At 58.8% G+C, this 23,631-nt stretch carries 18 protein-coding genes and 1 pseudogene; 13 read left to right on the top strand and 6 right to left on the bottom strand.

Features of this window, described 5'->3' with window-relative positions:
• Positions 1 to 320: 320 nt before the first annotated feature.
• From ACW5XD_RS12805 to ACW5XD_RS12820, 4 genes and pseudogenes are all read left to right on the top strand, one after another.
• A complete protein-coding gene (locus tag ACW5XD_RS12805) occupies positions 321 to 590 on the top strand; it encodes a hypothetical protein (RefSeq protein ID WP_456495212.1) in 270 nt (89 codons plus the stop codon).
• Between the two features lie 158 nt (positions 591 to 748).
• Positions 749 to 1,108, top strand: a pseudogene (locus tag ACW5XD_RS12810) (GNAT family N-acetyltransferase); the annotation flags it as partial.
• Between the two features lie 905 nt (positions 1,109 to 2,013).
• The gene (locus tag ACW5XD_RS12815; RefSeq protein WP_456495213.1) at positions 2,014 to 3,411 is read left to right on the top strand and encodes a leucine-rich repeat-containing protein kinase family protein; all 1,398 of its coding nucleotides are present in this window, start codon (positions 2,014 to 2,016) and stop codon (positions 3,409 to 3,411) included.
• Between the two features lie 220 nt (positions 3,412 to 3,631).
• Positions 3,632 to 4,279, top strand: a complete 648-nt coding sequence (locus ACW5XD_RS12820) for a thiopurine S-methyltransferase (protein WP_456495214.1) — start codon at positions 3,632 to 3,634, stop codon at positions 4,277 to 4,279.
• A 307-nt stretch (positions 4,280 to 4,586) separates the two neighbouring features.
• On the opposite strand, the gene ACW5XD_RS12825 is transcribed toward ACW5XD_RS12820, so the two are convergent.
• Positions 4,587 to 7,361: an insulinase family protein gene (locus ACW5XD_RS12825; RefSeq protein ID WP_456495215.1), complete on the bottom strand. Its 2,775-nt coding sequence runs from the start codon at positions 7,359 to 7,361 to the stop codon at positions 4,587 to 4,589.
• A 162-nt stretch (positions 7,362 to 7,523) separates the two neighbouring features.
• Here ACW5XD_RS12825 and sixA point away from each other — a divergent pair, with 162 nt between their 5' ends.
• The 3 genes from sixA to ACW5XD_RS12840 all read left to right on the top strand — a co-directional run bounded on the left by sixA (position 7,524) and on the right by ACW5XD_RS12840 (position 9,450).
• Positions 7,524 to 7,991 (top strand): phosphohistidine phosphatase SixA, encoded by a 468-nt coding sequence (gene sixA / locus ACW5XD_RS12830; RefSeq protein WP_456495216.1) that lies wholly within the window; start codon positions 7,524 to 7,526, stop codon positions 7,989 to 7,991.
• 133 nt (positions 7,992 to 8,124) lie between these two features.
• The gene (locus ACW5XD_RS12835) at positions 8,125 to 8,331 is read left to right on the top strand and encodes a DUF1107 domain-containing protein (RefSeq protein ID WP_042037401.1); all 207 of its coding nucleotides are present in this window, start codon (positions 8,125 to 8,127) and stop codon (positions 8,329 to 8,331) included.
• Between the two features lie 201 nt (positions 8,332 to 8,532).
• Positions 8,533 to 9,450, top strand: coding sequence for a DMT family transporter (locus ACW5XD_RS12840; protein ID WP_456495217.1), 918 nt, complete (start codon positions 8,533 to 8,535; stop codon positions 9,448 to 9,450).
• Positions 9,451 to 9,498: 48 nt separating this feature from the next.
• Here the strand turns inward: ACW5XD_RS12840 and ACW5XD_RS12845 are convergent, their stop codons facing one another.
• Positions 9,499 to 11,115: a peptide ABC transporter substrate-binding protein gene (locus ACW5XD_RS12845; protein WP_456495218.1), complete on the bottom strand. Its 1,617-nt coding sequence runs from the start codon at positions 11,113 to 11,115 to the stop codon at positions 9,499 to 9,501.
• Between the two features lie 384 nt (positions 11,116 to 11,499).
• Here ACW5XD_RS12845 and fbp point away from each other — a divergent pair, with 384 nt between their 5' ends.
• Complete coding sequence (gene fbp / locus ACW5XD_RS12850; RefSeq protein WP_456495219.1) at positions 11,500 to 12,534, top strand: class 1 fructose-bisphosphatase; 1,035 nt, start codon at positions 11,500 to 11,502, stop codon at positions 12,532 to 12,534.
• A gap of 84 nt (positions 12,535 to 12,618) precedes the next feature.
• Here fbp and mfd read toward each other — a convergent pair whose 3' ends face one another.
• Positions 12,619 to 16,083, bottom strand: a complete 3,465-nt coding sequence (gene mfd / locus ACW5XD_RS12855; protein ID WP_456495220.1) for a transcription-repair coupling factor — start codon at positions 16,081 to 16,083, stop codon at positions 12,619 to 12,621.
• A 9-nt stretch (positions 16,084 to 16,092) separates the two neighbouring features.
• Positions 16,093 to 16,668, bottom strand: a complete 576-nt coding sequence (locus ACW5XD_RS12860) for a PilZ domain-containing protein (RefSeq protein WP_456495221.1) — start codon at positions 16,666 to 16,668, stop codon at positions 16,093 to 16,095.
• A gap of 76 nt (positions 16,669 to 16,744) precedes the next feature.
• On the opposite strand from ACW5XD_RS12860, the gene ACW5XD_RS12865 reads away from it, so the two are divergent.
• From ACW5XD_RS12865 to lolE, 3 genes are read left to right on the top strand one after another with little or no spacing between them, the layout of a single operon-like run.
• Positions 16,745 to 17,980, top strand: a complete 1,236-nt coding sequence (locus ACW5XD_RS12865) for a lipoprotein-releasing ABC transporter permease subunit (protein ID WP_456495222.1) — start codon at positions 16,745 to 16,747, stop codon at positions 17,978 to 17,980.
• 43 nt (positions 17,981 to 18,023) lie between these two features.
• A complete protein-coding gene (gene lolD / locus ACW5XD_RS12870) occupies positions 18,024 to 18,722 on the top strand; it encodes a lipoprotein-releasing ABC transporter ATP-binding protein LolD (protein WP_456495223.1) in 699 nt (232 codons plus the stop codon).
• On the top strand, positions 18,722 to 19,963 hold the full coding sequence (gene lolE, locus ACW5XD_RS12875; protein ID WP_456495224.1) for a lipoprotein-releasing ABC transporter permease subunit LolE: 1,242 nt from the start codon (positions 18,722 to 18,724) through the stop codon (positions 19,961 to 19,963). Before lolD ends, lolE begins: the two co-directional genes overlap by 1 nt.
• A 71-nt stretch (positions 19,964 to 20,034) precedes the next feature.
• Here lolE and yfbR read toward each other — a convergent pair whose 3' ends face one another.
• On the bottom strand, positions 20,035 to 20,625 hold the full coding sequence (gene yfbR, locus ACW5XD_RS12880; protein ID WP_098984203.1) for a 5'-deoxynucleotidase: 591 nt from the start codon (positions 20,623 to 20,625) through the stop codon (positions 20,035 to 20,037).
• A 94-nt stretch (positions 20,626 to 20,719) separates the two neighbouring features.
• Positions 20,720 to 21,154 carry a YccF domain-containing protein gene (locus ACW5XD_RS12885; RefSeq protein ID WP_011898663.1) on the bottom strand — a complete coding sequence of 145 codons (435 nt, stop codon included), beginning with the start codon at positions 21,152 to 21,154 and terminating at the stop codon, positions 20,720 to 20,722.
• Between the two features lie 428 nt (positions 21,155 to 21,582).
• Between ACW5XD_RS12885 and tig the strand changes: the two genes are divergently transcribed.
• On the top strand, positions 21,583 to 22,893 hold the full coding sequence (tig, locus tag ACW5XD_RS12890) for a trigger factor (RefSeq protein WP_456495225.1): 1,311 nt from the start codon (positions 21,583 to 21,585) through the stop codon (positions 22,891 to 22,893).
• 86 nt (positions 22,894 to 22,979) lie between these two features.
• The gene (gene clpP, locus ACW5XD_RS12895; RefSeq protein WP_456495226.1) at positions 22,980 to 23,603 is read left to right on the top strand and encodes an ATP-dependent Clp endopeptidase proteolytic subunit ClpP; all 624 of its coding nucleotides are present in this window, start codon (positions 22,980 to 22,982) and stop codon (positions 23,601 to 23,603) included.
• Positions 23,604 to 23,631 lie beyond the last annotated feature (28 nt).

The raw sequence follows: 23,631 nt of genomic DNA on the forward strand, positions 1-23,631 counted from the left end.
TCACTGGGACGGGCTAAAGCTCGCCCCTTAACCAAGCGTTAGCATTTACAAGGAGCAATTATGTCCGCGATTAAAAAATTCGATCACCCTAAGGAATTACTGTACAAATTGCATCGTGAAGGGCGTCGAGCTAATTTGTCAAACAACGAAACTGATATTCTTGATTCAGAATTTAATTTTTGCGTTACAGGTCATTCATTGAGAGATTGGATTGTCAAGCATTTACAATTAAATGAGCATCAAAAAAGTAAATTTCACAATAATTGTAACCAAAACAACTATCTCAAATATTGCAGAGATATAGCTCAAAGCATTTTGGTTTGGCTTTTTCAAAGCAATCCACTGTTTCATCTGTTAATACAGAGGAAGTTGAGTTTAGCTCTATTTATGCTCTAGGTAATGAAATCCATAACTCAATAGTTAATAAACTTACCGCTAAAATTGAAGTTACTCAGAACGATAGTTTGCATTTGATTATGTTTGTGTATTTTGTCGCTGAAGCGTACAACGATATATTCAAGGCTCATAACATTGAATTTGACGAAAGTTTAACTAACTCAGCATTGTTGGCTGGTGTTCATTACCAGTAAATTCAAAAAGACCAAGTCAGTGGGACAATTTTTAGCTGGCTCCCGTCGCTTCTCCCCTAATTTTGGCCAGCTTAAAAGTTGCCCTTGCTTGAGGCGTTATATTTTAAAAGGAATTTAGATGGCATTTCCATTATTTAGAAACGGAACGGCTATTACTCACAGAGCTTCGCATTGAAGATGAGGTTGATCTGTTCCATTTGTTTTCCAATCCATCTGTGGTCGAATATTACGATTTAGATGTGTTTCGTGAACACAGTCAAGCGGCTAGTTTAATTAGTTTTTTCAGGTCAAGATATGAGGAGCAGCAAGGCATCAGATGGGCAATCCGGATAAAGTCATCAGGCCGATTGATAGGCACTTGCGGATTTAACTCATGGAGTGGAAAAATACGTAACGCCGTTATTGGTTATGATCTGCTTCCTGATTTTTGGCGGCAAGGTTATTCATTAGAGGCTGTGCGTACCATTATTGCTGCTGGATTTTCGGGTTCTTTGCCCTGTGGGGAATTGCACTTCTGAATCATTGCTCCGTCGGCTTGGGTTTAAAGAGGAAGAACTTCGGCGTGAGTGTGGATATTGGAAGAATGAGTTTCATGATCTCAAATGTTTCGGCTTGCTCCGCTCCGAGTTCAGTGAAACATAACAATCCGCGTCATTCAGGGCCTTCGGCCCCTGCGACGCTATCAAGTTCGCGCGCATGCGCGTGGCATTATATCCACTTAGTCGAGAATTGGAGCGTTAATGACGGCTAGTCAAAATCATAAATAAAACCAACTAAAGTGGCTTTACGCGGTGCTGAGTGGTTTTTGCCCTGCGTATTTTCTTGCGCTTTTTAGTAACTCCCAAAGCATAGAGAAATCTTTGTGCTTGTTCATATCAACGTTACTTTTCTCAGTTTGCTTACCGATATTTACTGCCTTTGCTATTGCTCATGTTTACATGTCGGAAAGTGAGCTAACAGTAGAACAATGCAATAGAGCACTTAACTTAAAGTGGATTAATTGGTTTACAATCAGCGCGTTTACTCTGCTATACCTTGCTGTTTGGTTCCTTACTGCCTTCTTTCCCCTATGGGTAATGGGGTTGTTTACAATCGCTTCAGCCACATGCTTTTTTATATTCGGTATTTTTATTAGTGCCGTAGGGTGCAATTTAATTGCACCGCTAATCTTGTTCCTTATAGCTTGCACAACAGCCGCGCTGCAAACGGTGCAATGCACTGCGCTTATTGCACCCTACGTGTTTCGTCAATCCGATGGGACTGTGTTGCTGATCGCCATGCCCCGTCACCAAGGCAACAAAAGGGGCGATCTGCGCCCCGAATTCTTTATAATGCCCCCCTTTAAAACCGCCGGACGCAGGTTCGGCGCGCCCTGATGGCTGCGTTGCGCCATCAGGCAGATCATCAGGATTGAGAAACGGTTATGCATACTCTGGAACAGCTGCGCGCGGGTGAACTGTACGGTGCCCGCCATCTGAAGCTTTGTGAAAACCTCACGGAGTTCCCGCCCGAGATCTTGAGCCTTAAAGAGACGCTGGAGGTGCTGGATCTCACCGGCAACCAGCTAAGCACCCTTCCGGACGAGCTGGCCGGGTTCACCAAGCTGCGCATCATTTTCTGCTCCGAGAATCGCTTCACCGAGTTGCCTGAGGTGCTGGGGCGTTGCCCGGCGCTCACCATGGTGGGCTTCAAGGCCAACCGGATCGCCACAGTCCCCGCCGCGTCGCTGCCGGCGGGGCTGCGCTGGCTGATCCTGACCGACAACGCCATCGAACAGTTGCCCGATGAGTTGGGTCAGTGCAGCCGCCTGCAAAAGCTGATGCTGGCGGGCAACCGCCTGCGTGAGCTGCCCACCAGCCTTGCCAACTGCCGCAATCTGGAGCTGCTGCGCATCGCCGCCAACCGGATCGAACGCTTCCCCGACTGGCTGCTCACACTGCCACGCCTCGCCTGGCTCGCCTATTCCGGCAACCCCTTTAGCGAAATCGAGGAGGCGCGGGCCATCGATGTAGATCATGTGGCTCATATCGCCACTGTGCCGTGGCTGGCGCTTGAGTTGAGTGAGCTGCTGGGACAGGGGGCATCCGGTGTTATCCATCGCGCCACCCTTGTTGGTGACGTGGCTGATGCCAGTGTCGATGACGCGAGTCAGGCGGGCGATACCGCCGAGCCGAGTCAGGTGGCGGTCAAGCTGTTCAAGGGTGCCGTGACCAGCGATGGCTTGCCCCGCTGCGAGATGGCGGTGTCGCTGGCGGCCGGCACCCATCCCAATCTCATCAGGGTGCTGGGGAGGGTGAATGATCATCCCTCCGGTATGCCGGCGCTGGTGATGGCGCTGATAGACCCCGAGTTTGCCAATCTGGCCGGGCCGCCGAGTCTGGACTCCTGCACTCGCGACGTTTATCCCGCAGGGTTGTCGTTCACCCCGGCCGCCGTGCTCGCCATGGCGCAGGGCATGGCGGCTGCCGCACAGCATCTGCATGAGCGGGGTATCATGCACGGCGATCTCTATGGCCACAATATTCTGTTTGCCCGTGGGTCTGATGCCCCGGCTCGCGCCCTGCTGGGGGATTTCGGTGCGGCCTCCTTGTATGGCCGCAGCAACCGCGAACTGGCACTGGGTCTTGAACGACTGGAAGTGCGCGCCTTTGGCTGCCTGCTGGAGGAGCTGCTGGCGCGTTGCCAGCCGCAGAGCGAGGCGCTGCAGGATCTTGCTCAGCTGGCCCAGGCATGCCTTTGCGATCAGGTGTTGCAGCGACCCTCGTTCGCGCAGATCTCGGCCAGGATAGCGGCGGTGGCGACCGAGCCTGTCTGTGCCTGAGCCCGCGCAGTAAGCTGGTATCTGACTGACGGCGGCGCAGGGGGCTGCACAGCATGCAGCAGATCCCCATGACACAAAGATGTCAAAAAGACGCCTTGGGGCGTCTTTTCATGTTGCGATCGTTTTTCTGGCAAAAATCACCCGCCGGCCCGGCGCAAGGCTTGCGTGCGCCGGGTTAAGTTGTGATATTGAGGCATCTTCAGATAACAGGGGTATTAGGATGGAAGCTGCGTTTTGGCATCAGCGTTGGGAAGAAAACCGGATTGGCTTTCATCAGGCAGACTTCAATCGCTGGCTGCAATCCTGGTGGTCTGCCCAGCAACAGGATGAACCCGTGCTGGTGCCCCTGTGCGGCAAATCCCGCGACATGCTCTGGCTCAATGGCCTGGGCCACCCCATCGATGGTTTCGAGCTCTCAGCGCTCGCCATCGAGCAGTTTTTCAGTGAAAACCAGCTCACCGATACCCTCAGCGAGCTGGGCCCCTATCAGTGTCATCAGCACGGCTCCCTGTGCATCCATCAGGGGGACTTTTTCGCCGCCCCCGAGCTGGGGCGCCGCTACCGGTTGGCCTATGACAGGGCCGCCCTGATTGCCTTGCCGACGCAGATGCGCCGCCAGTATTCGGAGCTGATGAGCCGCCTGATGGTAACCGGTGGCCAGATCCTGCTGGTGACCCTGGAATATCAGCCGGAGCAGCAGAAACAGCCGCCCTTCTCGGTGGGAGAGATGGAAGTGCGCACCCTGTTCGAGCGCGATTTTCGGGTGGAGGTGCTGGGCAGGGCGGCAGAGGTGGATCACCCCAGGGTGCTCTCCGGCCAGCTCTCCTACTTCGATGAAGTGGCCTATCGCCTTATCCGCCGGGGCTGAGGGGCGGATGAAAGTGTGATCCCGCGCGACAAAGCCGCAGGTCACGGACTCTTTGCTACCTCCTTTGACATAGATCAACGTGGCAAGGGAGGCGAATCCCTAAGATGAGCCTGTTTCTCAATCACTGTTGGCATCGGCAGATGAGCTCTGGTTTGAACCATATGGCCGATCATCAACTCAGTGTCTGATTTTCACGCTCATGTTCACTTTTGGCGGCTTAGGTCGCAATTGATTATGGTTTTTCCAGCCGACCCCCAGGGGTCGGCTTTTTATTGGGCGGGATTGGCTGATGGGCAAGCATGCCTGCTCAGGCCTCGAAGGTGCTGGCGTTGAGCCGAAACGCCCTAGGGTCATCGATAAACTGGCCCGTGATGCGCTCGTCGTGTTCGTGACCCTGGCCATAGCTGCAGAGGATCAGCCGATCCGAGGTGCGTGAGCGCAGCTGTATGATGAAGCGCACCAGATCGGCGCGGCTCAGCGTGCCCACCTCCTCGCACACCCTTTCGCGCTGATCGAAGCCCAGATCCTTGTTGCCTATGCTGACCCAGAGCCGCTGGCCGCGACTGCGCAGGTTGGCATCCCGCTCGCTCAGCTGGGCCTGCAGGCCTACCTTGCTGTCTTGCCATTGCTGCTCGGTGAGCTCCAGCATGGCCAGCGGGAAGAGGTCGATGAACTCTTCCACCGCATCCAGCAGGTGTTGGGGGCCTGCCACCGGCGACTGGATATAGAAGATGAGGCCGGGGTGACGGTTGAGGGGCAGGTTGCCGGCACCCACCACGTAGCCGAGCTGCTGGCGGGTGCGCAGTTCGTGGAAGAAGGTGGATGACATTATGTGGTTGGCCAGGGTGAAGCAGGCAAGATCCCGCGCCCGGGTGGTGCGGGACTGGTAGTAGACCAGCAGGGCCGAGTCTTCGTGATCGCACCCCTGCTCGCGAATGAGCGTCCCCCTGTCTTGGATGGCGATGAGCGGGCGGCGGGTCTCGGCACTGGGCTGGCTGTTGGCACCGAGATGGCGTTCCAGCAGGGCGGCCAGTTCGAGCGCCTCGGCGGCGTCCCAGTCACCGTGTACCAGGGCTTCTATGTGCACCTCGCCAAAAAGCTGGGCGACAAACGCCGGCATCTCACCAAGCTCCACGGTGCGCAGATGGCGCAGCAACTGCTCGAACGGCGGGTTGTTCGGCTGCAACAGGCTGGTGAGCTGGTTGAACAGCTGGGAGATGGGCCGCGCCTTGGACTGGTTGTCCCAGTTGCGGATGAGCTGCTCTTTTATCTCGGCGAAGCGGCCCGGATCCGGATAGCCCAGGGTGCGGTTGCCGAGGATCATATCCAGCAGCAGCGGCTGCTTGTCGGCAAAGCCGCTCAGGTTGATGGTAAAGCCGCCCTGGTGGGCATAGATCTGGTAGCCGAGCCCCGCCAGCTCGGCCGGGTAGGTGAGGGCGTTGAGGTGATCGGTAAGCAGCTCCACCGCGAGCCGTGCCATGGCGATGTGGCGCGGACTTCTGACCGCGTGCTCGCTGTCGATGGAGATGTAGAGGTTGCCCTTGGGCACGCTGAACTGATGCTCGTGCAGATGCCAGAGCCGAAACCCGGGCCTGTCGATGAGGCAGGCGGGCATGTCGGCCTGCAGCGCCGGCTGGCGTGGATCGAGCCGGCTGCTGATAAAGGGATTTGGCAAGGGCAGGGCGAGGGCCGGTTCAGGTTCGCTCTGCTGCCAGTGGATCTTCTCCGCCTCCGTGATGATGTCGACGCCATAGGGTGTCTGATACCAGCGGGCCAGGCGATCCGTGGCCAGCTCCGGCGCCGTGATGGTCATGCGCAGGTTGTGTGGTGTGAGCTTGGCGAGCAGCCGGCGGATCAGCGCCTCGTCGTACTCGCGCATCATGTAGTCGCCGTAGAGCAGATCTTCGGGCGTGTAGCTGAACAGGTTCAACACCAGCCCGGAGACGGTGTCGAGTGCCCGGCCCCGCTCCTGGAAGCGGAACGCCGACTCGAGCACGGTGCGCTTCTCTTCGTAGCGCCAGCTTTCCACCCCACCGCGCTCGATAAGCTTCAAATAGCCGAACAGGGCGGCCACTATCTCGTTGACGTGTTCGAGTCCGAGCGGCGTGAGGCCGAAACTCACCCCGAAATCCTTGAAGTTGGCACCGCTGATGCCGCCGCCGGCTGAGAGCTGATTGACCCAGCCTTTCGCTTTCAGCAGGGAGAGCAGGCTGCCATCCCCTTCATAGCCGATGAGGTGGCTCAGGAAGGTGAGGGGTTTTTTGTCATAAAACTCGTCGACGTTGGGCAGCGGAAAGGTCAGCGCCAGCTTGCGGGTCTCCTTGACCGGATTGATGCGGATGCGGATACCGAGATCGTCGAGGCGATAAAGGGGGGCCGTCAGGGTCGGTATTCCCAGATTGCGATTCAAAATGGGAGCGAAAAAGCGATCGCACCAAGCCATCTGGGTCTTTATGGATTCAGGCGAGATCATCACCAGTGCCATGCGATCCGCGCTGTAGTGAGATTCGTAGAACCGGATGAGATCGGTGCGCAGATCCCGGCCGGGCAGATCCGCCAGGGTATCCAGGTTGCCGACCGAGAATTTGGAGAAGGGGTGGGCCGGGTTGACCGTCTCTTTGTGTACCTGGTAGCTACGGCGCACATCGTCCTGCAGCTTGAGGCGGTACTCGGAGTCGACCGCGTTGCGTTCCTTGTCCACCCACTCGGGGGTGAAGGTAGGACAGATGAAGAACTGGGAAAAACGGTCAAGCCCGGCCTCGAAGAAGCCGTTGTCTATCTCGAAAAAGAAGTTGGTGAACTCGGTGCCGGTCCAGGCATTGTTGCTGCCGCCATGACGGCTCATAAATTGCTGGTACTCACCAGGCTTGGGATAAGTACGAGTGCCAAGGAACAGCATATGCTCAAGGAAATGAGCCATCCCCTGCCGATCGGCCGGATCGTCGAAATGACCCGTATTGACGGCCAGGGAAGCGGCAGATTTGTCGGTGTCGGGATCGCAGATCAACAAGACCCTGAGCCGGTTTGCCAGCTCCAGATAGTGGTACTGCCGATGGTCATTAGGACTGGCATATGGGCTCATTGGGGCGTGACTCATGTTGGATTTATTTGAATTTAAACATGATTATCGACCCCGCTATCCAGTGAGGCAAACCCTTTTCTGAGAGGTAGCGCAATTGTTTCCCCCGGCATGGCGGGGTAAGATCCCCCCGCTATCAAAACAGGCCCGTTGGGCGAGGTTGTAATGAAAATCTACATCATGCGTCATGGCCAGGCTGGCATGAATGCGAAAACAGATGAACAGCGTCCACTGACCGAGCAGGGCATCGAGGAATCCATCCACATGGCTCGCTGGCTGGCTCCCCAGCTCAACGGCAAGCTGGATAGGGTAATTCACAGCAACTACCTGCGTGCCAGACAAACTTGGCAGAGCATATGCAATGAATTGCCCAAGGCGGGTGCCGTCGAAGAGAGCGGTGACATCACCCCCTATGGCGATCCGACCTTCGTGGCGAGCTACCTCACTGCGCTGGCGGACAAACATGACAGCATCCTGATGGTGAGCCACCTGCCACTGGTGGGGTATCTGGTGCAAAGCCTCTGTCCGGCGGCAGGTGCGCCCATGTTTGCCACCTCGGGTCTGGCCTGCATCGAATGGCAAGATGGCAAGGGGGTCTTGCTCTGGCTGGAAGGACCACATACAATACGCTAAAAGTTAATAAAAAGTTATAGATTGGTTTTTTGGGGAAGAGAGACGCGATTTTTCCGGATTTTTATACAGATTTTACGGAATTATTTCGCAGAAGCTGCTGTCATACGGATACAACTGCAAGAGGTTGCAAACGATGAGAGTGTTCAAGAAGTACCTGCCACTCATGGTGGCAAAACATGTCAAAACCTTCTTCAAGGGACGGATCTATATCCACGGCAGGGGGCGTTTTGATTTCCAGTCAGGCTTGCTGATGATGCCAACGCCAGCTGACATTCCCCACCGCCAGACCGTGGTCGAGGTCAACGCCATGATCTCCAGACTGCACATGGATGCGGCGTGATTGCCTCACCAGCCCAGCCAGTCACTTCATGCCCGCCACCGTGCGGGCATGATTGTTTTTGGCCCTGATCTGCCCAAATTGGTTCTGTTCGATTCCGTTTCAAACCCACCTGCATGGGCAAGGCCGGCAAGCGCTTGCTAATCCTGTTTGCCTCTCTATACTCCCGCCGGAAATACCCGTTGGTTTTTTCTGGATATAGTGATGCCCCTTGCCTTCTTGTTTCCCTTCTCCTGCATGGCCATCTGGGCTGGCAATGCCATTGTCAGCAAGCTGGCGGTCGGGGTGCTGTCACCCGCGGCGCTGGCCTGGTCGCGCTGGATGGTAGCCGCCATCATCTTGACGCCGTTCCTCGCACACCGGGCCTGGCGGGATCGTGCCAAGCTGCGGGCCGGCTTCTATCAGCTGGCGGCGCTGGCTCTGCTCGGCATGGTGCTGAACCAGACCTTTGGTTACTACGCGGCGCAAACCCTGGGGGCGACCGAGATCGGCCTGATGATGGGGTTGACCCCGCTGATGACGGTGCTGCTCAGCATCTGGCTGCTGCGTGAACGCCCCACCTGGGGTGCCTTGCTCGGTGGCGTCATCTCCATTCTGGGGCTGGCCATCTTGCTGGGACAGGGAGATCCCGCCCGTCTCTTTACCCAGGGCATCCATATCGGTTCCGTTTACATGCTGCTGTCGGCGGGCACTTATGCGCTCTACAGCGTGTTGCTCAAGAAGTGGGATCTGGGGCTCGACAACTGGTCCATGCTCTACGGCCAAGTGCTGTGCAGTCTGCTGTTTCTCACCCCCTTCTACCTGTTGGTGGATGGCCACTGGCCGGACGGTCGGGCGCTCTGGCTCATCCTCTACGCGGGGATCCCGACGTCGGCCTTGTCGCCCTGGCTCTGGATGCAGGGCATAGCCCTGCTGGGGGCAAGCCGCACCGCCATCTTCATGAACCTGTTGCCGGTGATGACTGCAGGCCTGGCCATCAGCTGGCTCGGTGAGCAGCTGACCAGCTATCACCTGATAGGGGGCGGCATGACGCTGCTCGGGGTCTTGCTGGCCCAGCTGCTGGTGCAGCCTGTGGTGCTGCGTCGGCGCCGGGTGGCGCTGGCGAGCTGTCGGGAAGATTGAAAAAAAGACCGCCCTCGAGGCGGTCTTTTTTTGAGGAGGGTCAGGGCGTCACTGCGCGGTGAGATAGAGGTCTTTGGAGTAGACCACGTCTTGCGGGTTCTGATAGGGATAGCCCTTGATGTTGGGCTTGAGCAGCCGCGACTTGACGTAGAAGTAGACGGGGGCAATGGGGGCCTCGTCATCGATCAGCGCCTCGGCCTGCTGATAGAGCTGGTTGCGCTCGGCCGGATCCTTGGAGTCATGGGCCTTGGCCAGCAGGGCATCATACTGCTTGTTGAACCACTTGCCGCTGTTGGCGCTGCTGCTGGAGGTCATGATGTCGAGGAAGGTCGACGCATCGTTGTAATCCCCGTTCCAGGAGTAGCGGCTGACGCCGAAATCCCCCTCGTTGAGCACTGACACCATGGTTTTCCACTCCATGTTGTTGAGCTTGGCCTGGACGCCCAAGTTGTGCTTCCACATGGAGGAGATGGCCAGGGCTATCTTCTTGTGCCCCTCGCTGGTGTTGTAGAGGATGTCCACATCCAGCGGCTTGCCCGGGCCGTAGCCCGCCTCGCTCAGCAACGCTTTCGCCTGCTTGATCCGCTCCTCCTTGCTCAGCAACTGGCTGGCAGGGCGCTTGAGCTCGAAACCGTCGACACTCGGCGGGGTCAGGCTGAAGGCGGAGATCTGGCCCTGTCCCAGGATCTTCTCGGTGATGGTGTCCCGGTCGATGGCAAGCGACAGCGCCTTGCGCACCTTGGGGTTGTCGAACGGTTTGCGCTGGGTGTTGAACACATAGTAATAGGTGGCGAGCAGCGGGGCATTGATCAGCTCCTGCGGGCTCTGCTGCTTGAGCTGCTTGTACTGCTCCAGCGGATACGTGGTGTAGTGCAGCTCACCGGCGCGATAGCGGTTGTAGGCGGCGGTATCCGAGACTATCTCCAGATAGAGCACCTTGTTCAGCACCGTATGCTGGTTGTCCCAGTAATGGGGATTGCGCTCGGAGATGAGCCGCTCGTTGGGGGTCCACTCCTTGAGCACAAAGGCGCCGTTGGAGACGATGTTGCCCGGCTTGACCCACTCATGACCGAACTTCTCTATGGTCGCCTTCGGCGCCGGGAAGGTGGTGTAGTGAGAGAGGGTTTTGAGGAAGAAGGGCACCGGGTTCTTTAATGTGATCTGCAGGGTATGTGCATCCAGTGCCTTGATGCCGAGGGCATCCGGACTCTTCTTGCCCTGCACCACGTCACTGGCGTTGGTGACGCCGGTCAGCTCGATGAACCAGGCATAGTTGGAGGCGTTTCTGGGATCCGCCGCCCGCTGCCAGCCATAGACATAATCCGCTGCCGTGACCGGCTCGCCGTTGGACCATTTGGCCTCGGGTCTGAGCTTGAAGGTGTAGACGGTGCCCGTGCTGTCGAGCTCGTAGCCCAGAGCGCCGGCAGGCTGCAACTTGCCGTCTCCGTCCAGGGTGTAGAGCCCCTCGAACAGATCGTTGACTATGTCGCTGCCTGAGCTCTCTTCCACCATCTGGGGATCGATGGAGGCGGGTTCAGTGCCTATGTTGCGCACGAAGGTTTGTTGATCGCCGGGCAGCAGCCTGGTGCCCGGCGGTACCTGGGCAGCCAGGACGGGTAACGCGAACAGGGCGGCGACCGTGCCGGCAATGAGTGTCCTTTTCATTGAATATCCTTATGTTTTTTTGCTTCCAAAGCTTGGCCAGTGTGCTGGATTGATCTGGAGATCTCAAGCGGTGGGCACGGGTCTCACCGTCAGCTACCCAGATAGGGGGCCAAGTGTGCTGTTTGCACCCACCATGGCGGCCTGTTCGTGACTTTTTACCACGAATTAACATGGCAAAAGTTACCGATTGGGACTGATTAAAGGGGGGGGTGACGGGGACTCGATGGCCATGATGCGCATTAATCCAGCGGCTTAATTCGCTGCAAAAACAAAAAACAGACGTTACATTAGGTTACAAAACAAGGCTGCCGAGGATCGGCACTTTTTTTGTCGACGCGTGCAAACGTTTTCAAAGCCAACGGAAACGATCTTAAAGGAACAATAATGCGAAACATGATCACCATGGGCGAGTTCATCGTCAAAAAGCAGGCGGATTATCCCACCGCGACCGGGGAGCTGACCTCATTGCTCAGTTCCATCCGCCTGGCCGCCAAGGTGGTGAACCGGGAGATCAACAAGGCGGGGCTGGCAGACATCATCGGCTCCATGGGTGCTGAAAACGTGCAGGGCGAGGTGCAGCAGAAGCTGGATGTGTACGCCAACGAGCGCTTCAAGGCGGCGCTGGAAGCCCGCGGCGAAGTGTGTGGCATGGCCTCTGAAGAGGAGGAGGATTTCGTCTCCTTCGATTCCGAGCTTTCCCGTCACTCCAAATACGTGGTGCTGATCGACCCGCTCGACGGCTCCTCCAACATAGATGTCAACGTCTCGGTCGGTACCATCTTCTCCATCTACCGCCGCGTCAGCACACCCGGAGCAGGTGTTACTCTGGAAGACTTCCTGCAGCCGGGCAACCGCCAGGTCGCCGCCGGGTATGTGGTCTACGGCTCCTCCACCATGCTGGTCTACACCACCGGTTTTGGCGTCAACGGCTTCACCTATGACCCCTCCATCGGCTGTTTCTGTCTCTCTCACGAGAACATCCGCATCCCGGAAGAGGGCAAGATCTACTCCATCAACGAGGGCAACTACATCAAGTTCCCGGACGGGGTGAAGAAGTACCTCAAATATTGCCAGGAGCGGGATGAGGCGACCCACAGACCCTACACCTCCCGCTACATCGGCTCGCTGGTCTCGGATTTCCATCGCAACCTGCTCAAGGGCGGCATCTACATCTATCCGTCCGGCACCAACTCTCCGAATGGCAAGCTGCGCCTGCTCTACGAGTGCAACCCCATGGCGTTTCTGGTGGAGCAGGCCGGTGGCAAGGCCTCCGACGGCTTTGGCCGGATCATGGATATCCAGCCCACCGCACTGCACCAGCGTACCCCTTACTTCGTCGGTTCCACCAAGATGGTGGAGCGGGCCGAGGCCTTCATGCGGGAGTTTTCCGCCCATGAGGATCCTGCCAATCAGGAGTGATGCCCGGATGTTGTGCCTGCGATGAGCAGATAAAAAAACGGGAGCCGATCTGGCTCCCGTTTTGTTTGGGTGAGGTCGCTTGCCTCAGTGACTGGTATGGCTGGCAAGATCCGCCAGCAAGCCATCCACCAGTTTCAGGCGCATGGCGCGGTCCGGGGTTGGCACCTGGAAGCGCAAGCGGGTCGGCCCATCCATCTTGTAGATGCGCGGCTGCTCGGAGAGCAGCTTGACCAGATAGCCAGGGTTGACCCGGGTCTCCTGGGTAAAGTCCAGATAACCGCCGCGCTCGCTCATCTCCACCCGGCGAATGCCAAGGGCGGTGGCGCGCTGGCGGAAGGCGGCCAGCTCCATCAGGGTTTTGGTTGCCTCCGGCAGCAGGCCGAAGCGATCGATGAGCTCCACCTTCAACTCGCGCAGCTCCTGCTCGTCCGCCGCGCTGGCGATGCGCTTGTACATGGAGAGGCGCATGTTGACGTCCGGTATGTAGTCGTCCGGCAAGAGCGCGGGCAGGCGCAGTTCCACTTCGGTGTGCTGGCTCATCAGCTGCTCCAGCGACGGCTCCTTGCCATTTTTCAGCGCCTCGACCGCCTGCTCCAGCATCTCCATGTAGAGGGTGAAGCCGACAGATTCGATCTGGCCGCTCTGATCGTCGCCCAGCAACTCGCCTGCACCCCGGATCTCCAGATCGTGGGTCGCCAGCGCAAAGCCGGCACCGAGATCTTCGAGCGAGGCAATGGCCTCCAGCCGCTTGACCGCATCCTTGCTCATCAGCTTGGGATGGGGAGTGAGCAGGTAGGCATAGGCCTGGTGGTGGGAGCGACCAACCCGGCCCCGCAACTGGTGCAACTGGGCCAGCCCCAGATGATCGGCGCGGTCCATGATGATGGTGTTGGCACTCGGCACGTCGATGCCGGTCTCTATGATGGTGGTGCAGACCAGCAGGCTGAAGCGCTGGTGGTAGAAGTCCGACATGACTCGCTCGAGATCTCGCTCGCGCATCTGGCCGTGGGCGATGCCGATGCGCGCCTCCGGCACCAGCTCGGCGAGATCGCTGGCGCATTTTTCGATGCTCTCCACGTCGTTGTGCAGGTAGTAGACCTGGCCGCCGCGCTTGAGCTCACGCAGCACCGCCTCACGGGTGACCGCGGGGTCCTGCTGGCGCACGAAGGTCTTGATGGCGAGCCGCTTGGCGGGCGGGGTGGCTATGATGGAGAGATCCCGCATGCCGGCCATCGCCATGTTGAGGGTGCGCGGGATCGGCGTCGCCGTGAGGGTGAGGATATCCACGTCGGCCCGCAGCGCCTTGATCTTCTCCTTCTGGCGTACCCCGAATCTGTGCTCCTCATCGACGACCAGCAGCCCCAGATCCTTGAAGGTGAGCTCTGAACCCAAGAGTTTGTGGGTGCCTATGATGATGTCGACCTTGCCCTCGCGCAGCTCTTTCATGACGGCATTCTGCTCCTTGGCGGAGCGGAAGCGGCTCAACACCTCGACCCGCACCGGCCAGTTGGCGAAGCGATCGCGGAAGTTGTCGTAGTGCTGCTGGGCGAGCAGGGTGGTGGGCACCAGCACGGCCACCTGTTTGCCGCCATGGACCGCCACGAAGGCGGCCCTCATTGCCACTTCGGTCTTGCCAAAGCCCACGTCGCCGCACACCAGCCGGTCCATGCTCTTGGCCTGACACATGTCCCCCAGCACCGCATTGATGGCGTTGAGCTGATCCTCTGTCTCCTCGAACGGGAAACCGGCGGCAAACTGGCGGTAGGCCTCCCTGTCGTGCTGGAAGGCAAAACCGTGGCGGGCCGCCCGCAGGGCATACACATCCAGCAGCTCGGCCGCCACGTCGCGCACCTTCTCCGCCGCCTTGCGCCGCGCCTTGACCCAGGCCTCGCCGCCGAGCTTGTGGCTGGGCGGGTTGTCGGAACCCGTGTAACGGCTGATGAGATGCAGACTGGTAACCGGCACGAACAGCTTGTCGCCACCGGCGTATTCCAGGGTCAGGAACTCGGTGGGCAGACCGCCGGCATCAATGGTTTCGAGCCCGAGGTAACGGCCGACCCCGTGATCCAGATGCACCACCGGCTGGCCCTGGGTCAGCTCGCCGAGGTTGCGGATCACCGCGTCCGAGCTCAGGTTCTTGCTCTTTTCCCGCGCGCGTTTGCTGCGTACCTTGCCCCCCAGCAGCTCGGTTTCGGTGATGAGAGCCAACGCTTCCTGACCTGCCTCCTGCCACAGGAAGCCACGCTCCAGCGGCGCCACCAGCAGGCCGTGGCGCGCCTTGCTCGCCATGAAGGCATCCAGCGAGACGAACTCCTTGGGTTGCAAGGATATTCGCGCCAGCAAGTCGCCCAGCACCTCGCGTCGCCCTTCGGATTCCACCGCAAACAGGGTGCGGCCCGTGAAGCTGTCCAGGAACTGGCCCAGCGCCAGCATGGGCTGCTCCTTGCTGTGATCGAGCTGCAGTTCGGGCAGGGGAACGATGGGGAGATCCCGCTGGCCGGCCCCGCCATCGGTGGCAGTCTCCTGCAACCGCACGGCGCCATAGTGACCCAGCGCCGCAAACAGCTGCTCCACCGGCAGGTAGATCTGCTGAGGGGGCAGCAGCGGGCGGGTGTTGTCCCAGCGCCTGTCTTCATAGCGCTGGCCTATGTCGTTCCAGAACCGCTGGGCCGCGGGATAGATATCCCCCACGGTGAGCAGCAGTGTGTTGTCCGGCAGATAATCGAACAGGCTGGCGGTCTGGCTGAAGAAGAGTGGCAGATAGTATTCGATGCCGGCGGGCCAGCGCCCCTTGCTCACCTCCTGATAGACGGAGCCCTCGGCGCGCGACAGCTCGAACTGTTCGCGAAATTGGCCGCGAAACAGCTCGATGGCGGCCTCGTCGGTGGGAAACTCCCGGGCTGGCAGCAGGCTGACCGTCTTGACCGGTTCGCTTGAGCGCTGGGTCTCGGGATCGAACGGACGGATGGAGTCCACCTCGTCATCGAAGAAGTCGATGCGATAGGGGCTGTTGCTGCCCATGGGGAACAGGTCGAGCAGTGAGCCACGGGCGGCAAATTCCCCGTGCTCCAGCACCTGCTCCACCGCCACGTAACCGGCTTCGGCCAGGCGCCCCCGCAACTGTTGCAGGTTGAGACGCTGGCCGGCTTTCACCATCAGGCTGTACTTGTCGAGGTAGACCCGGGGGGCGCAACGCAGCATCAGGGTGGAGATGGGCACGATCAACACGCCGCTGCTCATCTGCGGCAGCTTGTAGAGGGTCTCGAGGCGCTGGGAGATGATGTCCTGATGGGGAGAGAAGGTATCGTAGGGCAGGGTCTCCCAGTCCGGAAACAGCAGTACGGGTGAGCCCCTGTCTGCCAACAGGAACTGAAGCTCCTGTTCGAGGCGCAGGGCGCTCGGGGTATCGGCGGTCACCAGCAGGACGTGGCGGTTGGCCTCCTGAGTGAGGCGGGCGGCAACCAGCGAGAGGCTGCTGCCTGTCAACTGGCCGAGCGTTAACTTTTGGCCCGCCTTGGCGGGCAAGGCGGGAAGCTTGATTGGCATCATTCGATTCTTTTAACGTTGACGGTCTTGAGCGCGAAGTTTGAGTTGCTTGGATTGCACATGCAGACTGGCACGCACCAGCAGTTCACGGTCATCCTCGCGGATCCGCACATAGTCGAGCACCACGTGCATGCCGTGCTCGCTCGGTTCCAGTTGCTTGACTTGACCATAGCAATAGATGGCGGAGGCCTCTTCCCGCAGAAAGATCTTGAGCCGAACTATCTGGTGCAGGTGCGGCGGCTCGCCATGGCCCTGGTGCGGATGCAGGTAAGTCAGTTGGCCGGCGCCAAAACGCAGGGTGTGGAAGCGATGCTCGGCGTGATCCTGTACCGACAGCACATAACCCATGATCATGTCGATCTTGCGGGACTGCTGATTGACTATCTCCACCAGGTCGTGCATCGACTCGTTCTGGTTGCGCATCAGGCGACTGGTCACCATGTCGATGGAGGTGATGGAGGAGGCGATGCGAAAGGGTTCGGGCAGTTCAGCTTCCAGTGCCTCCAGCGTTGGCAGATGAAAGTCACCGGGCATGGGGATCACATTGACCGGAGTGGCATGGGTGACGCTGAAGAACTGTTCCTGCATGGAGGCTATCCCTTGTTGTCATGGACGGTTTCCCTTTATTATCCGGTATCTTATTTTGTTGGCAACGTAGATATCCTTGAAGACTGGACTTTTTCAGCCGCTGCCGCTGGCCATTGGCCTTCGCTACGCAGGCTCACGACGCAGTAACCGCTTCGTTTCATTTATCTCCCTGTTCTCCACCTTTGGTATCGCCATCGGGGTCGCGGCCCTGATGGTGGTCATATCCGTGATGAACGGCTTCGAGGGGCAGCTCAAGGGGCGCATCCTGGGAGTGATCCCCCATGTGGTGGTGACCAATCAGGCTGGCCGCATCGACGCCCAGCCCGCAGGCTTGCCCGATCTGGCCAAGTTGCCCCATGTGATCGCCAGCGCCCCCATGCTCGACAGCGAAGGTATGCTGCAGAGTCCGGGTCAGCTCACCGGCGTCAGCGTGCAGGGCATCGATCCCGCCCAGTGGCCAAAGGATGACATATTGCACGCCCAGATGCAGATGGGGCGCCTCGACAGTCTGCAGCGTGGTGCATACCACATAGTGCTGGGGCAGGGGGTGGCCAATCGTCTCAAGGTCTCCATGGGCGATCAGGTCCGTTTGATCCTGACCGAGGGCACCCGTTTCACGCCTTTTGGCCGGGTGCCAGCCCAGCGGCTGTTTACCGTCTCCGGGATCTTCGGGGTCGGTGCCGACGTGGACAGTCAGGTTGCGCTCATCTCGCTGGGGGATGCCCAGCGCCTGCTGCGTCTGCCGGCAGAAACCGTCGGTGGCATTCGGCTCTGGCTGGACGATCCCTTCGCCGCCGATCAGGTGATAAAGACGGCGCTGCCGGACGGGCTGGAGTGGCAGGACTGGCGCCGTGAGCGTGGCGAGCTGTTCCAGGCCGTCGCCATGGAGAAGCGCATGATGGGGCTGATGTTGGTGTTGATCATCGCGGTTGCCACTTTCAATATCCTCTCCGCCCTGGTGATGGTGGTCACTGACAAGGAAGGTGAGGTGGCCATTTTGCGCACCATGGGCATGAGCGAGGCAGGGATCGTCAAGATCTTCATGGTGCTCGGCGCTTCCAGCGGTGTGATCGGTGCCCTGCTCGGCGGTTTTGCCGGGCTCGGCCTCTCGCTGGGGATCAACCCCTTGCTCGATGCGGTGGGGCTAAACCTCTACATGACGGCCGGTGGCAGTGGCCTGCCGGTGATAGTGGAGCCGGCTCAGGTCATCATCATCTTGCTGGGTGCCGTGCTGCTCAGCTTCAGCGCCACCCTCTACCCTGCGGCCCGTGCGGCGCGGGTGAAACCGGCCGAGGCGCTGCGTTATGAATAATTCATCTTCTATTGTTACATCCGGCGTTAGTGGAGCCCCGTTTATGAATGAACCCTTCTCCTGTGAACCTCTGCTGCGTTGTCAGGCACTGAATCATGTCTATCAAGAGGGCGAGCTGGAGACCCAGGTGCTCAAGGGGATCGACTTGTCCGTTGCCCCCGGCGAAATGCTGGCGGTGGTGGGCAGCTCGGGCTCGGGCAAGACCACGCTGCTGCACCTGATGGGGGCGCTGGACAATCCGTCGAGCGGCGCAGTGCTGTTCAAGGGACAGGATATCCATCACTGGGACAGTCGCACCCAGGCCAGATTCCGCAATCAGGAGCTGGGCTTCGTCTACCAGTTCCACCACCTGCTCGCCGAGTTCACCGCACTGGAGAACACCGCCATGCCGCTGCTGATCGCCGGCGAGTCGGTGGCCAGCGCCACCGACAAGGCAACTCGCATGCTGGGGCGGGTGGGGCTATCCCATCGCCTCAATCACAGACCCTCCGAGCTCTCCGGTGGCGAACGCCAGCGGGTAGCCATCGCCCGCGCCCTGGTCAACGAACCGAGTCTGGTGTTGGCGGATGAGCCTACCGGCAACCTGGATCACGCCAGTGCCACCGCCGTCTACGAGCTCTTGTGCGAGCTCAACCGCGAGCTGGGCACGGCATTTGTGGTGGTCACCCATGATCTCAGCCTGGCTGCCAAGCTCCATCGGCGAGTGACCCTGGTGAGCGGCATCATGGCGGAGGTCGCCTGATGTTCAAACCGCTGCCCCTCTTTCTGGGCCTGCGTTACAGCCGCTCCCGTCGTCGCAACGGCTTCATCGCCTTTATTTCCGCCTCCTCCCTCATCGGCATCGCCCTCGGGGTGATGGCGCTCATTCTGGGCTTGTCTGCCATGAACGGGTTTGAGCGGGAGCTCAAAGACAGGGTGCTCTCCGTGGTGCCTCACGGCGAGCTGATGGGGATGGAGGCGCCGCTGCCCGACTGGCCCAAGTTGCGGGATTACCTGCTGGCCCAGCCCGGTGTGGAAGCCGCCGCGCCCGTCATCCGGCTAGATGGGTTGCTGGAACACGGCAATGCTCTCAAGGGATTGCAGGTGCGCGCCGTGCTGCCCGAGCTTGAAGCCAATCTGTCCGATGCGGGCAAATACATGACGGGGCGCGGTCTGCGCGAGCTGCAGGCCGGTGAGCGCGGGCTCATCCTTGGCAAGACCATTGCCGACAAGTTGGGGGTCACCATCGGGGACACCGTCGCCCTGTTGTTGCCCCAGGGGGGCGATGCGTCCGCCATCAAGAACCCGAAGCGGGAATCCCTCAAGGTGGTGGGACTGCTCGAGATCGGCGGCCAGCTTGACGGTGTGCTCGGCTTCATGCACCTGGCCGATGCCCAGGCCATCACCGGCATGGGCAGCGCGGTGGAGGGCTTCAGCCTCAAGGTCAACGACGTGCTCAAGGCGCAGTCCATCACGGTGGCCGCTGCCCAGAAATTTCCGCACTACGTCTACATCAGCAGCTGGATGAGCCGCCAGGGCTATCTCTATCAGGACATCCAGATGGTGCGCACCGTCATGTATGTGGTGATGCTGATGGTGGTGGCGGTAGCCTGCTTCAACATCGTTTCCACCCTGGTGATGGCGGTGAACGAGAAACGCAGCGAAATTGCCATCTTGAAGACCATGGGGGCGAGCCCGGGCCAGATCAGGCTCACTTTCGTCATTCAGGGCATGGTGAACGGGGTGGCGGGCGCCTTGCTCGGGGCCCTGCTCGGTGGCCTGCTCTCCAGCAAGCTGACCCAGATCTTGAGCTTCATCGAGGGGCTGATAGGCCACCGGTTCCTCAACCCCGACATCTACTTCATCGACTTCCTGCCCACCGAATTGCATCTGCAGGATCTGCTGATCGTGACCGGGGCGGCCATACTGATGAGCCTGCTGGCGACGCTTTACCCCGCCTGGCGGGCGAGCGGTCTGGTACCGTCCCGGGAGCTGGGACACTGATCCATCGCACCTATGGCTGAAACGAGAAGGGCCCGCTGCAAATCCGCGGGCCCTTCTTCTTGGCAACGGGATCAGTGGGCGTTGAGCTCATCCAGCGGCAGCGAGAAGCTGGCTACGAAGACGTCGATGAAGTAGCGCATCTGCGGGCTCATCCTTGCTTCCAGCATAGCTTCGAGGCGTTTCCTGGCTGGCTCGAATTCCCGGTTGCCGGCGTTGATCTCCTCCAGACACTTGGTGTAGGCACAGAGGGTATCGGCATCCTTCACCAGCCGTGCCAGCTCGGCATCCTGCGCGCCCGAGTCCAGCAGGGGGCGAAAATCCTCCACCAGTTCCGGCGGCAGCATGGCGAGCAGACGCTGCTCGGCTGCCAGCTCTATTTTCTTGTACTCCCTGGCAATTTCGGGATTGAAGTACTTGACCGGGGTGGGCAGATCGCCGGTCAGTACCTCGCTGCTGTCGTGATAGAGCGCCATCACGGCGGCGCGATCCGCATCGACCTTGCCCCCAAACAGCCGATTGTGGATGAGCCCGAGGGCATGGGCCACCATGGCCACCTGCAGGCTGTGCTCGGCGATGTTTTCGGGCTGGATGTTGCGCATCAGCGGCCAGCGATAGATGAGTTTCATGCGGGCGAGATTGGCGAAAAAGTGGCTGGGAAGCATGGTTGGCCTCGGACGGTGGCAATGAAAAAGGGCAGACCCTAGTCTGCCCTTTTTTTGCGGCGCAGGCAGCCTGCCTGTGCGATTTTCGTGGTGCTCAGCGAATGTAGCGACCGGATTCGGCTTCGTGGTTGGTCACCACCATCTGACCGATGGGGGCAAGGGCAATCAGCGCCAGCTTGAGATGCTGGATACCGAACGGAATGCCTATGATGGTCACGAAGCAGGCCAGTGCGGAGGCGATGTGGCCGATGGCCAGCCAGATCCCGATCACCAGGAACCAGAGGATGTTGCCAATCAGCCCCAGGGTGCCTGTGCCTATGTCACTCTGCCCCGTCATGCTCTTGCGGCTCACTGCCTGCTTGCCAAACGGGAAGAAGGTGAAGGTGCCGATGACGAAGCAGGCGCGACCCCAGGGGATCCCGATCAGCGAGACAAAGCAGAGCAGCCCGGCCAGCCACCAGGCCAGCCCCATGAAGACGCCCCCCAGTACAAACCAGAGCAGGTTAAACAAGAAGCGGAAAAAGGCCATGTTGGTCACTCCAGACTCATAAATTTGGCTGTCACCATAGCGAGCAGCAGCCATGGACGCAATGGTTGATGTGATGGGGTGGACAATTTGGGTCGCAGCCCGCGAACAGGGCGGCTTTTTAGTGGGAAATGAGGTGAAAAAGTAGGCTTTTGTGCGAAAAAAGGTGAGCAAGTGCAAATTCTTGTGCATTGCGCGCTTGAAGTCGGGCCTGTGCTTCCCCATATAAGAGTCAGATTTGCGCGAATTGTGCCATCGACACCCCCGTTGGGGGATGTGTGGCTCGACTCGACCAAAGTGCGCCGCTATAATGTCGCGTCATATTTTCTCATCACAAAGACAGTCGTTGTCTTTATAAACAGGAAGACTCCGGGCTTTGCCCAGGGGCAATAAGGGTCAGCACACAGTGCTGAGTTGAACGAGGTAAAAGAATGCAAGTTTCTGTAGAGACAACCCAGGGTCTGGAACGCCGTCTTACCATCACTGTACCGGCTGCTACCGTTGACGCTGCCGTGCGTAAAGAATTGAATGGCCTGGCCAAAACCCGTCGCATCGACGGTTTCCGTCCTGGCAAGGCTCCGGTGACCATCATCAAGAAGATGTTCGGTGCCATGGCTCACGCTCGCGTTGCTGATGAAATGATGCAGAGCAACTTCATCAAGGCCATCATCGAAAACAAACTGAGCCCGGCCGGTGCCCCGACCATGGATCCGAAAGAGATCCAGGAAGGTCAGGACTTCGTATTCAGCGCCACTTTCGAAGTGTACCCCGAGTTTGAAGTGGCTGGCCTCGAGAGCATCAAGGTCGAGAAGCCGGTTGCGACCGTCAAGGATGAAGATCTGGCCAACATGATCGACACCCTGCGCAAGCAGCACGCTACCTGGGCCGATGTTGATGCCGCCGCTGCCGATGGCATGCGTGTGACCATGGACTTCATCGGTTCCATCGATGGTGAAGAGTTCGACGGCGGCAAAGCCGAAGGCTTCAACCTGGTACTGGGTGCAGGCCGCATGATCCCAGGCTTCGAAGACGCCATCATGGGCAAGAAAGCAGGCGACGAGTTCACCATCGACGTGACCTTCCCGGCTGACTACCACGCCGAAAACCTGAAAGGCAAAGCAGCCAAGTTCGCTGCCAAGCTGAACAAGGTTGAAGAGCAGATCCTGCCTGAGCTGACTGAAGAGTTCGTCAAGCGTTTCGGCATCGAGAGCGGCAACGTTGAAGAGCTGAAAGCCGAAGTGCGCAAGAACATGGAGCGCGAACTGGCTCAGGCCCTGAAAAACAGCGTGAAAGAGCAAGTGCTGAACGGCCTGGTTGAAGCCAACCAGATCGATCTGCCGAAGGCTGCCGTTGCTCAGGAAATCGATACCCTGCGTCAACAGGCCCTGCAGCGTTTCGGTGGTTTCCAGGGCGGCAACGCACCTGAGCTGCCGGCCGAGCTGTTCCAGGCACAAGCCGAGCGTCGTGTTCGCGTCGGTCTGCTGCTGGGTGACGTTATTCGCACCAACGAGATCAAGGCTGACGATGCCCGCGTGACCAGCATCATCGAGTCCATGGCTACTGCCTACGAAGATCCGAAGGAAGTGATCGAGTACTACCAGAAGAATGAGCAAATGCTGAATGGCGTGCGCAATCTGGCGGTTGAAGATCAAGCCATCGACCTGATCCTGTCCAAGGCGCAAGTGACCGAGAAAGAAGTTGCCTTTGACGAAGTGATCAACAAGTCCGGTGCCGCTGCCTAAGAACATTTGACTTAAGGTCAAGACTGTTAAGTATAATGGCTCGTGTGATCTCCACTCGGGCCATTTTATTTTAGGGACAATGCCTTATGTACAAGAACTATAACGATGTGACTGAATCCCCACGCAATGCGCTCATCCCGATGGTGGTAGAGCAAACTGCAAAAGGGGAGCGTTCCTACGACATCTATTCTCGTCTGCTGAAGGAGCGGGTGATCTTCCTGACCGGTCAGGTCGAGGATCATATGGCGAATCTGGTGGTAGCCCAGCTGCTGTTCCTGGAGTCAGAGAACCCTGATCAGGACATCAGCATCTACATCAACTCTCCGGGTGGTGCCGTCACGGCCGGCATGTCCATTTATGACACCATGCAGTTCATCAAGCCGGATGTCAGCACAGTTTGCATGGGGCAGGCCTGCTCCATGGGTGCCTTCCTGCTGGCCGGTGGTGCCAAGGGCAAGCGTTTCTGTTTGCCCAGTGCTCGCGTGATGATCCATCAGCCGTTGGGCGGTTTCCAGGGCCAGGCATCTGATATCCAGATCCATGCCCAGGAGATCCTGAAGATCAAGAATACCCTGAACGAGCGTCTGGCCTTCCATACCGGTCAGGACATGGCCACCATAGAGCGTGATACCGATCGTGACAATTTCATGTCGGCCGATCAAGCCGTGGCCTATGGCCTGGTAGACGGTGTCCTGAGCCAGCGCGGCTGAGCAGGGTGTCCCGGACTGTTGTAAACTC

The sequence above is a fragment of the Aeromonas enterica genome, from assembly GCF_054052465.1.